Raw genomic sequence first — 12934 nt, 5'->3', positions numbered from 1 at the left:
GTCGAGGTCAGTACAGCTAGCGCAGAAATCCGCGATCTCTCCGGGGACGACTCGACTTGGCGGACGGATCTTGCACCACGCTTGCACGGGTTTTGGGGCAGACTCAAGCCGCTCACGGCCGTCGAGGCAGTTGTTCAACCGCCGCCTTCGTCGCGCCCGCCTGATTTCGCCGATCCGGTGTATTTCTTTCTCACCCTGTCGTCCAACCGATGAAGTTGTCGCCCGTAGGGCGCGGGATGGTCGACCGACATCGGTCGACCATCCCGCGGCATTCGCTACTCGACGTGGAAGAAGTCGAAGTAGGCGTCGAACGTCCCGTTGATCGCGAGAAGTCCGCGCTTGGGCGAACTCAGCGTTGCCGTCTGCGATCCCACGGACGTGTAGTGGATGCCGTCTGTCGACACCGATCCGGTGTAGGTCGACCCCGATTTGACGAGTTTCAGGTAGACCTCGTTGCCTCCGGCATCGGCCGTAGTCGTGTACGAGTACGTGCCACCGATTTCCTTCCCGATCTCGAGGACGTTCGCGCCGGTGTCGTCGCGCGTACGCACCAGCTTGACGTAGTTGTCGTCGTCTTGATAGACCACCAAGCCGGCGTTGTTCCAGGCAGAACCGGGTCTGTAGTTCATCTTGGTGATGGCGGCGTAGTCACCGGACGCACTCTGCAGCAGGATGTTCTTCGCGTCGTTCGACGCTTCGTGAAGCTCCCCCGCCTGAGCGGTGAGCTTCAACGAGTTCCCGTTGAGCGACCATTTCGTCGCGTCCTGGCGCACCCAGCTCCAATCGCTCGAAAGAGTCGACGAGTTGAAGTCGTCGTTCATGTCGACCGGGTCGCGTCCGTACACTCCGAGCTCGGCGATGGACGATCCCCACTCGCTTGCGCGCTTCGTATTGACGATCTTGATGTAGCGGGCGTCCTGGTACGGGAACGTGATGTCGTCGATCTCCCCGTCCGAGGCGTTGACTGTCGCCGCGGTCGTCCAGGTCGAGCCGTCGGTGGATGTCTGGATCGCGTACTGCTTGCTGTACGCCCAGGCCCACGTCGTGCGTACGCGGTCGATCCGTTCTGTCTTGCCGAGGTCGACCGACAGGGTCTCGCCGTCTGCGGCTGCCCCCGACCAGTGGGTCGCCGTGTCTCCGTCCGTCGCCTTGTCCGCGCCGAGGCTGGTGTCGTTATTCTCGACCGACGAGGCGATGGTTGGCTTCCCGAGCGCCAGACTCGATCCCCAATCCGTGGCTGCGACGTTGCCGGTGTTGTACACGTTGACCTCGTTGACGGTCCAGTAGTCGCCCTTCGTCTCCGTGTTCGCCCCTTGGCCGATCTTGATGTAGCGCGCTGTCTGCACGGCGAAGGGGATGGTGGTCACCGCGCCGCCGGTCGCTGCCTGCCGGCCGCTTGCGACCGGGGTCCAGTTCGTTCCGTCCACGGAGACCGAGGCGGTGTACCAGTACGGGTACTCGTAAGGGTCCGCCCCTGCGTCCAGGACGATCTTGTCGAACGTCTTCTGGCTTCCCAGGTCGAGCTGGAGCGAGTGTCCATAGCTCTGGTCATCCGCGCGCCATCCCGTGAGGACGTCGCCGTCGATCGCCCGGGCGGAGATGTCGTCGCTGTAGGACGCGCTGACCGTCCAGGAGGATCGGTCCAGGGGCCGATCCGTCGAGCCCGACATCACCGCGGTCACGATCGCGGATTTGTTGCCGTCACCGTCGACCGAGCGCACGGCGTAAGTCGACCCCGAGTCTCCGTAGGGCAGGAAGTACGACGTGCCGACCGACACCTTGTCGATCGGTGTTCCGTCCTTCACGATCTCGTAGTACGAGAGCCAGTTGTCGTCCTTCCCGGCAGTCCAGTTCAGCTCGACGCCGGGCCTGTCCATGTTCACAGTGTCGGCCTTCGACACGGCGGAGGGTGCCGTCGGGGCGGCGGAGTCGCCTCCCATCCCCGGCATCTTCGGCAGGTTGAAGAACAGCATCTCGCCGGTCTTGTAACTGGAGAGGCTGATGCCGTTCGTCATCCAGTACGAGCCAGTGTGCGTCGCTGTCGTCATGCCGCCTTCAAGCGCGGACACCGTGTAATTCGCAGATGGCGTGAGCCCCTTCGGGTAGACCGTCATCGCCGAGCCGACTGTGCTGTCGGCGAGAGTGAGGATCACGCCCTTCGTTCCGTCGCCGCTCATCTTCTGAAGGAAGTGCTCGGGATCGGCACCGGTACTCACCGTCGGGCGATAGACCTTGACCCAGCGGCCGACGACGCCTTCCTGCTTCAGGTAGTGGTAGATCTGGAAGTCGATGCGGTTGCCTTCTTTGTCGGCTTCGGTTGTGGGAGCCCACGGGTTGTCCATGTTGAGCTGGGGTGCGAATCGCAGATCCCAGCGCTGCGCCTTGGTGTATGTGCCGGTGCCCCAGTGGTAGCCGCCCTGCATCAGCTTGTCGATCGGGAACAACAGGGAGTTCCAGTACCCGTTGATGTCACCGACTTCGCCGTCGCTGGTCGATGTCAGTTCGGCGAACCGGAGGGCCTCCATCGTCATCAATTCGCCACCCGAAGAGCAGTGGTAGATACCAGCCTCCGGATTCGCGGTCTTGAAATCGTCGATCAGCTGGTACCAGTTGTTGGAGGCGACCATCATGTCGTTGTCGCTCGTGTCATTCGCCGGTTGCATGGGATCGCCGTTGGGATTCCCGCTGGGCCACATCGGCTCACCGTCGTACTTCAGCATGTACGACCCCCACTCGGTCTGCTTCTGGTTCATGAGGGCGAGCTCCCAGGCCGTGACATCGGAATTCGACTGATCGAGGTGCCAGTTGTACCAATAGTCGTTGTCGTCCTGGATCTGCCAGTCGGGATGCTCAGTGAGCACGGTCGAGCCGGTCTGCGCGTGCCAGGGCGCCATCCAGACGCTCATCACCTGGCCGTTCTTCTTCGTGTAGTCGTTATAGGCGGCGAAGTCTTGTCCGTCGGCGGGGTTCCAATCGCCCTTCGCGTCATACCAGAAGTCATCGACGACGTTAATGTCGGCCCCCATGTAGCGGCTGTTGTTCACCACCTGGAAGACGTTCGACGAGTAGTCGTACGGTTCCTTGTCCTGATAGCCGAGCAGGTCGAAAGCGTTGATTTTCGCGAAGTAGTTATCGTTCGTGAGGTCCCACTTATAGCGGTACTGGTAGTCCGTGATCGTGTTCCCCATGTCGTCCAGATCGCCGGCGAAGACGCCCGTGAGCGCTTTCGGCGTCTCGATTCGACCGGATGCGGGGACGGGGTAGTCCACCATGTGGCCGTAGCCGTGCAGCGTCGTGTCCTTCGAATCGACGTGCCCGATGTTCGCGAACCATGTGCCGGCGTAGTCGAACGCGAGGAACATCCCGTCGGAGGTCGACGTGTTCCGAAGGGCGAAGAACTCCTGCCACGCGCCGGATCCCTCGATCATCACGGGATCGGACACCCCGCCCGGCGTCGTCTCCGACGGCCCGCGCGAGTCGAACGTGCAGGAGTACGTCGCGGTCAATGGAACCGTTTTGAGGGTCTGGGAGCCGGTGAAATTCCCACCACCGGTCATGTAGAGCATGTCGAGATCGGACGTGTCGTTCTGCATCACCCGGGTCCGGAAGATCGACGGCTCGGTGAAGTCGAGCGGTCCAGCGGTGAGGTTCTTGAATACCGACCATTCCTGGATGATGCCGGTGCTGGGGTAGACGATGTAGTGCCGCTCCACCTCGATCGAAGTGTTGTGGATCGTGATATCGAGCTGGAGCTGTCCCTGGCCGAGCGTGCTCGTCGTGTAGCCGTCGAGTGTCCAGCCCCCGCTGAGTCCGGAGTACTGAGTGCCCCCGACGGTGACGGCGAATTCGTCGCTGTCTTGCCCGCTGCCTTGGATGTATTGGTGGTTCGTGAGCTTGTTCGTGTAGCTGATCAGCTGGAACGTTCCACTCTGGAGCCGAAGCTTCTTCTCGACGGACGCCGTGCTCAGCGTCCATGTCCCCGTGCTCGAGTCGTAGGTGACGGCCGCATCGCCGGACGAGACGGCGAAGGCCGCACCGGGAAGGAAGATCACCGCCCCCAAGGCCACCATCAGCACGGCGGTCAGCCGCGCGATCATTCTCTTCATTCGTGCGTCTCCATTGCTCGCTGTCGAGCCGCGATCCCCGCGACGCGTTAATTGCTAATAGAAAATAAGCCGCACGTCAAGAGGGAATGGAAGAGATCAGCTCCGCCCAGAGAAACCCAGGACCGCTCGCTCGATGGCGGAGGCCGCAGCCCCGCGGGCCCACCGCTCGAAGCCGGTGCGATCCACGACGAGCTCGAGCGACGTCCCCCGCTGGGTCCGGAACCGCCCGATCGCCCGATCGACGTGCGCCGACGCGACATCGACCAAGCCGACCCCCTCCCCACCGAGGATGACGACGTCCGAAATCGCGTAGTTCGCGATCTCCGCGACGACGCGACCCAGAGCGTAGCCACTGCGCTCAACCACCGCGCGCACAGCCTCCGGAGCAGCGGGGTCGAGGATCTGCTGATAGGTGAGGGGCGCCCCGGCAGCCTCACGCGCCTGCTGCACGATGCAGTCGGTGGCCAGGAAGGCGGACGAGCACCCGGGATGACCCTGCGGACACAGCGGACCCGCCTCCCACAAGGGAAGGTGACCCGCCAATCCCGCACGTGCATTCGCCGTGTCGACCACGTGCCCGCCCGACACGAGTCCGTATCCCACGCCGGCGCCGATCGTCAGCACCGCGAAATGGTCGATCCCGCGCCCCGCGCCGAACCATTGCTCGGCAATCGTGAGCGCGACCACGTCGTTTTCGACAGTGACAGGAATCCCGGCGCGAGCCGAGAGCTTCTCGCCGAGCGGCACGTCCTGCCAGCCGAGGAAGTCCTCGTACTCGACCCGACCCGCCCCGTCGGCATACCCGGCGATGGCAACTCCGATGCCATTCAGAGGCACGTCGTCGGCCAAACGGCCGGCCAGATCCGCGAGCGCGGCGATAACGGCTTCCGGATCGGAGTCGAGCAGCGGCTCGACACCTTGGGCGATTGGAACGGCACGCATGGTGGAGACGACCCACGAGATCTCACTCGCGGTCAGCTTCACTCCGAGGAACCTCCGCGAGTGCTCGACGACATCCAGTGGCCTCAGTGGTCGCCCCATCGCACCATCGCTGCGCCCGTCGTCCTCCCCCTCGGAGACGACGCCGTCCTCCAGGAGGTCGCGACTGAAGCGTGTGATGCTCGCGCGGGACAACCCGAGTTCCTCGGCGAGCTGCAGTCGCGTCGTCGGACCGGACACGAGAAGCCTCCGCAGAATCTCGCGCTGCATGCTCTCCCGCTCGATGACCCGTGGCATTCGCCCCTCCCTCGCGCTCAGCAGGATCCCGTCGACCATAGTTGCATCCCCCATCTCCGACGGTTATGTTGTGCCTATTCATTTCTATCAGCAAATAAGTTGATACCCGAATCCGAGGGCGGCGTGCCGCCTGAGAAACGAAGGACACCCCGAAGAAGTGGCCATCTCTTTCGACGCCGAACTCGACGTCTTCACCCTCCACACCGCGAACACGACCTACGCGTTCCAGGTCCGGGACGACCGCCGGCTCCTGCACCTCTACTGGGGAGCAGGCCGGCTGAACGCTGCCGACCTGCCGCGCGATGAGCAGGTGTTCTCGCACCACCACGAAGAGTCCGTCCGGGTGGAACGCCACCGCGAGGAGTACGCCGCACAAGGCGGCTACTTCTTCGACGAGCCCGGAATCGCTGTCGCGTACGCCGACGGTGTACGGGATTGCGCGGTGCGATACGACTCCCACTCCATCACGTCCGAGGGGGGTCGTGATGAGCTCGCCGTCGTCCTCATCGACGCGCAGTACGGACTCGAGCTGACGCTCCACTATCGTCTCTACGCTGGCCTCGACATCGTTGACCGGTGGGCGAGCGTCACCAATCGGGGACTCGCGGCGGTCGTCGCGACCTCCCTCAAGTCGGCCACCTTCTATCCGGCTGAGGGTCGCGGCCACCGACTCGCGCACCTCTCCGGTCGATGGGGCGCCGAGCACCGGATCGAGCGCACGCCGCTCACCCAGAGCAGGACCGTGCTCGAGAGCCGGCACGGGATCTCCGGACACGACAACAATCCGTGGTTCGCGATCGACCGGGGAGGGGCGGCGACCGAGACGTCCGGCGACGTCTGGTTCGGCGCCCTCCACTGGAGCGGAAATTGGCGCATCACGGTCGAGCAGGATCGCTGGGACCAGGTGCGCGTGACGGGCGGGTACAACGACTTCGACTTCGCGCTGACCCTCGAGCCAGGCGCCACGCACACCACACCCATTTTCACGGGCGGCTTCACGACCGACGGGTTCGGCTCTGCGAGCAGGATGCTTCACCGATACCAGCGTTCATGGCTCGCTCCCGCGCTTAAGGCCGCCACCCCGCGACCGGTCATCTTCAACTCGTGGGAGGTGTTCTGGTTCGACATCAACGCCGAGCAGCAGCTCGCACTCGCCGAACAGGCGGCGGCGGTCGGGGCCGAGGTCTTCGTCGTGGACGACGGCTGGTTCGTGGGACGCGACGACGATCACGGGGGCCTCGGAGACTGGGTCGTCGACCCACGCAAGTTCCCGGAGGGCCTCGCTCCGCTCGCTCGACACGTCGAGAGCCTCGGCATGGCCTTCGGGCTGTGGGTCGAGCCGGAGATGGTCAGCCCCAATTCGCGCCTCGCGGCAGAGCACCCCGACTGGATCATCGGCTTCCCGACCCGCGAAGGCACTCTCGTCCGCAATCAGCTGGTGCTCAACCTCGCGCTCGATGAGGTCCGCGAATGGATGTTCTCCTGGCTGGACGAGCTGATCGGAAATGTGGGGATCGGTTACCTCAAATGGGACATGAACCGATACCTCACCGAGGCCGGCTTCCTGACCGGTGACCAGGACGACCGCATCTGGGTCGCGTATGTCGAGAACCTCTACGACGTCTTCCGGCGTCTGCAGGCGAAGCATCCCGAGGTCCTGTTCGAGAACTGCGCATCCGGCGGCGGGCGCGTCGACTTCGGCATGGCTGCGGTCAGCGATCTGGTGAGCCGGAGCGATAACGGCGACGCGCTCGACATCCTGAAACTCCACGAGGGCTACACCCAGGCGTACGCGCCGATCACCGCAGGAGGCGGAATCGGCGAGGTACCGAACGGTATCAACGGACGCACCGCACCGCTAACCTTCCGTGCGCACGCAGGCATGCTCGGCGCCTTCCACATCAGCGTGAACCTCTTCACCATGACTCCCGAGCAGCTCGCAGAGCTGACCGGCTTCGTCGAGCTCTACAAGTCGATCCGGTCGATCGTGCATCTCGGCGAGCTGCACCGCTTGGTCTCTGCTTGGGAGAACCCGTACGCGGCCTACCAGTATGTGTCGGAGGACCGTTCGCAGGCGGTCGTGCTGGCCTTCGGGCAGTTCCTGCAGTTCCAATTCATCGTGCCGCGGCTACGTTTGCGGGGACTCGACGAGGACGCGCTCTACGAGGTCGACGGCTATAAGCCGATGTCCGGTGCCGCCCTGATGGGCCTCGGACTTCCGCTGGAACTCCACGGCGACTACGACAGCCGGGTGATCCGGGTCACCCGGTCGGCGCCGGGGCAAAGCCGATGACGCGAGTGGCCGAGCCCATCGGGATTCCCGCTTCGCATCGCGGCAATGTCGACGCGCAGCGGAACACCTCGCCACGTCGGCGGCGCTCGCGTCGGTCCGGCTGGTGGGCGCTCTTTTTCCTCGCGCCCAGTGGGATCACGCTCGCGATCTTCTCCTTCGCACCGATGCTCGTCTCGCTCTGGACGAGCCTGCAGAAGTGGAATCTGATCGGGCCGATGCAATGGGCGGGGCTGGACAATTACGCCAAGGTGCTCACCTCGCCGGCGACAGGGCAGGCACTGCTCAACACGCTCTACTTCACGATCGGCTATGTCCCCATCGTGTTCGTCGGCGGGCTCGGTCTCGCGCTCCTCATGAACAGCACGATCCGCGGTCGGGGATTCTTCCGTTCGATCTACTTCCTCCCCGTCGTCACCAGCTGGGTGGTCGTCGCGCTGGTGTGGAAATGGCTTCTGGCGCCGAAGAACGGCGTGGTCAACGAGATCCTCGGCGCCTTGGGACTCCCTCAGCCGGGATGGTGGAGCGACCCATTCTGGGCCATGCCATCGGTCATCATGGCCTCGGCCTGGAAAGACCTCGGGTTCGTGATGATCCTCTTCCTCGCTGGCCTGCAGGCCATACCGCACACCGTGCTCGAAGCGGCGAGCATCGACGGCGCGACGCGGTGGCAGCGTTTTTGGCGGGTGTCCTTCCCGCTGCTCTCGCCCACCTCGTTCCTCGTCGTCGTGCTGTCGCTCATCAACGGATTCCAGGTGTTCGATCAGGCCTACGTCATGTCGTACGGCACGGCGGCGACCGCCTCGACGCAGACGGTCGTGCTCCAGATCTACGACCTCACCTTCCGCTACGGGAGGGTCGGCGAGGCAACTGCGCTGTCCTGGCTCTTCTTCATCGTCCTGATCCTTGTCACCGGTCTGCAGTTCTGGGGCCAGCGGAAGTGGGTACACAGTGAGTAGCACCGCAGCAGTCCCCAGATCCCCGCGGGCTGGACGGGTTCTCGGTCGCGTCCTTCTCTACGCCTGCGTGATCACGCTGGCCATCGCTCTGGTGTTTCCGTTCGCGTGGACGCTGGTCACCAGCCTGTCGCCGGGTTCGAACCTGGCCGAGGCACCCGACCTGGCCAAGACGACCTGGTCCTTCGCCTCGTACGGGAAGCTCTTCACCGAGCTGAAAATGCCGCAGTACCTGACCAATTCGCTGATCGTCAGCCTGGCCACCGCCGCACTTCAACTGATCACCGGGAGTATGGCGGCCTATGCGTTCGCGCGGATGACCTTTCGCGGACGAAACGCCCTCTTCCTGGTCTACGTGGCGACGATGCTGATCCCGGTGCAGGTCGTTGTCGTCCCGCTCTTCATCCAGCTCAAGTCGTTCGGTCTCAACGACTCGTACTTCGCCTTGATCGCACCGTCCGCGACGTCGGCCCTGAGCATCTTCATCCTCCGCCAGGCGATGTTGGCGCTTCCGAGCGAACTCGACGAGGCGGCGACGATCGACGGTGCAGGCCCGCTGCGAACGTTCCTCTCCGTGGTCCTGCCACTCATCCGGCCCGCACTCGGCACCGTGGCCGTCCTGGTCTTCCTCGGCAGCTGGAACAACTTCCTCTGGCCGCTCATCGTCATCCATTCCGACGAGCTCAAGACGCTTCCGCTCGGCCTCAGCACGCTCCAAGGCGTCTATTCCAGTGACTGGAGCGTCATCATGGCGGGCTCGATCGTCTCCATCCTCCCTGTGCTCATCCTCTACGTGCTCGCGCAGAGGTACTTCGTCGCAGGGATCGCAAACACGGGGCTCAAATGAGACCCGGATTCCCCCACCGAAAGAGGTCCTAATGGCACGACACAAAGCCGTGTTGCTCGGGGCGACCCTGGCAACCGTCGCCCTCCTCACCACCGCCTGCTCGCAGGGCGGCCCGTCCGGCACCGACGAGAAGGTCACGATCACCTACTCGAACTTCTCCGCCAACGGCGGTCACGAGAAGAACCTGCAGGCGATCGCTGACGCATTCCACAAAGAGAACCCAAACATCACCGTCAAGGTCGAGAACGTTGCGAAGGACAGCTACTTCACGAAGCTGCAGACGGACGTTGCGGCCGGCAATGCGCCGGACACGTTCGAGGTCAACTACGAGAACTTCTCCAGCTACGCGGATGAAGGCGCCCTCGCACCTCTCACCAGCGTCGACGACTCGGCCTACCAGAAGAGCCTCCTCGACGCCTTCGCCTACAAGGGCACCCAGTACGGCCTGCCCACCGGGTTCCAGGCCGGCATCCTCGCCTACAACAAGGATCTATTCGACAAGGCCGGCGTCGCCTACCCGACCGCGGATTGGACCTGGGACGACGCCGAGGCCGCGGCCAAGAAGATCACGGACCCGGCTGCGGGCGTCTGGGGCCTCCAACAGCCGGCGCACTTCTGGGAGTTCTACTCCACCCTCGCCGCCGCGGGCGGTGAGTTCTTCAACAAGGACAAGACCAAAGCCGCGTTCGACTCACAGGAGGGGCTGAAAGCCTTCACCTGGCTGACGGAGAAATCCGGGGTCATCGCACCTCCGATCAACGAGATCGCCGGCATCCCCGACATCGAATCGACTATGTTCAAGAAAGGACAGCTCGGCATGTGGCAGGTCGCGTCGGGCGCACTCGGCGGCCTGCGCGACACGAAGGCGAACTGGGACATCCAAATCGTCCCGGGACTCGCCTCGCACACCAGCTACTCGTTCGTGAACATGATCGGCGTCTCGTCGGGCAGCAAGCACAAGGACGCCGCCGAGAAGTGGGCGAAGTACTTCACCTCCTCGTCGGAGATGGTGGACCAGCGCATCACGAGCTCGTGGGACCTCCCCTCGATCTCCGACCAGTCCCAGTTCCAGACCTGGATCGACGACGCACCGCCCGCGAACAAGGCCGCCGTTCTCGAGGCGGTCCAGCACACCGTGTTCCCGCCAACCATCACGGGCCATCAGACGGAGCTGCAGGATGCTCTGAACGATGAGCTGACCGCCGCGGCCACGAAGCAGAAGACCCCGGAGCAGGCGATCAAGGATGCCGCCGCCAAGGTCGACGATCTGCTCAAGCAGGCGAACCAGTAGGCCCCTGCCAGCTGACGGAGGCTGCGCGTCCGCGCGCAGCCTCCGTCCTCTCTCGAAAGCGTCGAATGCCTGACCAGTCCCAGTCTCCGTCCCTCCCCGACTACGTCCACCTCTGCGCCGCCGGCGTGAGCCTGCTGATCCGAGTCTCGGAGGGGAAACCTGAGCTGATCCACTGGGGAGCGGACCTCGGTACCCGGCTGCCGCACCCCGACGAGCTCGTCGGACCGGTCCCCCCATCGTCATTCGACGCACCCGTGCCGCAGCACCTTCTCCCCGAAGCTGCCGCCGGTTGGCTCGCCACACCCGGTCTCCGTGCCAGTCGGAACGGATCCGCGACCCTTCCCCGTCTGACCATCGACAGCATCGAGCGGCGAGGCGAGACTGCCGTCGTCATAGCTCAGTCGGACTCAGAGAATGCCCTGGCCGTTAGGACCGAACTCCTGATCGAGCCCAGCGGGCTCCTTCGCATCCGTCACGCGCTTCGGAACACCGCCCCGCAATCGCTCTCCGTCGAGGAGTTACTCGTCACTCTTCCGCTCCCGGATCGAGCCGCAGAGATCCTCGACACCACCGGACGATGGTGCCGAGAGGGACAACCACAGCGACGTCCAATCGGGTTCGGCAAGTGGAGCCGGCCCAGCCGACACGGCCGCACCGGACACGATGCCCCACTTGTGTTCGCCGTCGGTACGCCTGGATTTGGGTTCCGCGCCGGCGAAGTCTGGAGCGTCCACCTGGCGTGGAGCGGCAACTCGGACCACTACATCGAGAAACTCCCGTCGGGCTCGTTCGTCATGGGAGCAGGCGAGATCCTCGAATCCGGCGACGTACTCCTCGGCGAAGGAGAGACCTACGAATCTCCCTGGCTATTCGCCAGTCACTCCTCCAACGGTCTCGACGACTCTGCAGGGCAGTTCCATGCGTGGGACCGGGCAGGTCGGGTCGCGCCGGCCCCGCGGCCGGTGACCTTGAACAGTTGGGAGGCGGTGTTCTTCGACCACGACATCGCCAAGCTCAACGACCTTGCGGAAGCCGGTGCCCGGATTGGCGCCGAGCGGTTCGTCCTCGACGACGGATGGTTCCGCGGACGCCGCGACGACACGGCAGGTCTCGGCGATTGGGTCGCCGATCCATCCGTGTGGCCCGACGGCCTCGATCCCTTCATCACGCGGGTCCGCGGCCTCGGAATGCAGTTCGGGCTCTGGGTCGAACCCGAGATGATCAATCTTGATTCGGACGCGGCTCGACGGCACCCCGAATGGATCAGCTCCCGCGGCAGCGATGTCCCTCTGAGCTGGCGCCATCAGCAGCTCCTCGACCTCACGAATCCGGCGGCATGGGAACACATCCGTACGCAACTCGACCGCCTCCTCACCGACCACGCGATCGACTACCTGAAGTGGGACTACAACCGCGACAGTACAGAGGTCGGCCACGACGGTCGCCCCCGCACCCATGCTCAGGTCGAGGCGGCCTACCGCCTTATCGACACGATCCGCGAGGCCCATCCTTCGGTGGAGATCGAGAACTGCTCGTCCGGAGGCGGACGGGTCGACCTCGAGATCGCCGGCCGAACGGACCGCACCTGGATCTCAGACTCCAACGATCCGACGGAACGATTCCCAATCCAACGGTGGGCCTTGCAACTGCTTCCACCGGAGCGGATCGGCAGCCACGTGGGGGCTCCGCGTTCGTTCACGACCGGTCGGCTGACAGACCTCCCTTTCCGCATCGGGGCAAGCTGGATGCACCACATGGGGATCGAATGGGACATCCGGCAGATGACGCCGTCGGACGAGGCGACACTGACCGAGGCCGTCAGACTCCACAAGCACTACCGCGACGTCCTCCACGCCGGCTACCTGATCAGGGCCGATGGTCCGGATACCAACCACCTCCTGCACGGCGTCGTCGACCCAACGCGCACCCGAGCCGTCTACCAGTACGCTGCGATTGCTGGTGCCGTCTCTGATCGGCCATCGCCCGTCCAACTCCCCGGTCTGCATCCTGAGTGGGTCTACCGGGTGACGCGGCTTCTCGGCGATGAGTCGCTGAGCCTCGAAGACGCTCCGGCGCCGTGGACCGCCGCCGGAGCGACTATGAGCGGGAGAGTCCTTGAGACGATCGGCTTGCACATGCCGCTGCTCCGACCTCAATCGGCGCTCACACTTCTCGCGGAGAGGATCGAGGCCTAGGGTGTGTCTGACA

General features: G+C 64.2%; 8 protein-coding genes. 6 read left to right on the top strand and 2 right to left on the bottom strand.

Annotation, left to right across the window (positions count from 1 at the left end; genetic code table 11):
* Window positions 1–213: hypothetical protein (locus U870_RS24725; protein ID WP_205288808.1), on the top strand; the 213-nt coding region annotated here is incomplete at its 5' end.
* Window positions 214–275: 62 nt separating this feature from the next.
* Here the strand turns inward: U870_RS24725 and U870_RS0120865 are convergent.
* Together U870_RS0120865 and U870_RS0120860 are read right to left on the bottom strand one after the other, a co-directional pair.
* Window positions 276–4106, bottom strand: a complete 3831-nt coding sequence (locus U870_RS0120865; RefSeq protein WP_081815397.1) for a discoidin domain-containing protein — start codon at window positions 4104–4106, stop codon at window positions 276–278.
* Between the two features lie 96 nt (window positions 4107–4202).
* Window positions 4203–5381, bottom strand: a complete 1179-nt coding sequence (locus tag U870_RS0120860; RefSeq protein WP_162819218.1) for an ROK family transcriptional regulator — start codon at window positions 5379–5381, stop codon at window positions 4203–4205.
* A gap of 118 nt (window positions 5382–5499) precedes the next feature.
* Here U870_RS0120860 and U870_RS0120855 point away from each other — a divergent pair, with 118 nt between their 5' ends.
* The 5 genes from U870_RS0120855 to U870_RS0120835 all read left to right on the top strand — a co-directional run bounded on the left by U870_RS0120855 (window position 5500) and on the right by U870_RS0120835 (window position 12921).
* Window positions 5500–7635, top strand: a complete 2136-nt coding sequence (locus U870_RS0120855) for an alpha-galactosidase (RefSeq protein WP_025159292.1) — start codon at window positions 5500–5502, stop codon at window positions 7633–7635.
* Window positions 7632–8591 (top strand): carbohydrate ABC transporter permease, encoded by a 960-nt coding sequence (locus tag U870_RS0120850; RefSeq protein WP_025159291.1) that lies wholly within the window; start codon window positions 7632–7634, stop codon window positions 8589–8591. The genes U870_RS0120855 and U870_RS0120850 overlap by 4 nt, the downstream gene beginning before the upstream one ends.
* A gap of 67 nt (window positions 8592–8658) precedes the next feature.
* Window positions 8659–9435: a carbohydrate ABC transporter permease gene (locus U870_RS0120845; protein ID WP_025159290.1), complete on the top strand. Its 777-nt coding sequence runs from the start codon at window positions 8659–8661 to the stop codon at window positions 9433–9435.
* A gap of 31 nt (window positions 9436–9466) precedes the next feature.
* Window positions 9467–10726 (top strand): ABC transporter substrate-binding protein, encoded by a 1260-nt coding sequence (locus U870_RS0120840; RefSeq protein ID WP_025159289.1) that lies wholly within the window; start codon window positions 9467–9469, stop codon window positions 10724–10726.
* A gap of 65 nt (window positions 10727–10791) precedes the next feature.
* Window positions 10792–12921 (top strand): alpha-galactosidase, encoded by a 2130-nt coding sequence (locus U870_RS0120835; RefSeq protein ID WP_025159288.1) that lies wholly within the window; start codon window positions 10792–10794, stop codon window positions 12919–12921.
* Window positions 12922–12934: the final 13 nt, after the last annotated feature.

The organism is Leifsonia aquatica H1aii, assembly GCF_000633535.1.
In the GTDB taxonomy this organism is placed as follows: Bacteria; Actinomycetota; Actinomycetes; order Actinomycetales; family Microbacteriaceae; genus Leifsonia; species Leifsonia aquatica_A.
This window is presented reverse-complemented; position numbering and strand designations above follow the sequence as displayed.

Bases quoted from the DNA above. Each gene is read 5' to 3' on its own strand.
- U870_RS0120865 (WP_081815397.1), bottom strand. From the start codon at position 4,106: ATGAAGAGAATGATCGCGCGGCTGACCGCCGTGCTGATGGTGGCCTTG.
- U870_RS0120860 (WP_162819218.1), bottom strand. From the start codon at position 5,381: ATGGTCGACGGGATCCTGCTGAGCGCGAGGGAGGGGCGAATGCCACGG.
- U870_RS0120850 (WP_025159291.1), top strand. From the start codon at position 7,632: ATGACGCGAGTGGCCGAGCCCATCGGGATTCCCGCTTCGCATCGCGGC.
- U870_RS0120840 (WP_025159289.1), top strand. From the start codon at position 9,467: ATGGCACGACACAAAGCCGTGTTGCTCGGGGCGACCCTGGCAACCGTC.
- U870_RS0120835 (WP_025159288.1), top strand. From the start codon at position 10,792: ATGCCTGACCAGTCCCAGTCTCCGTCCCTCCCCGACTACGTCCACCTC.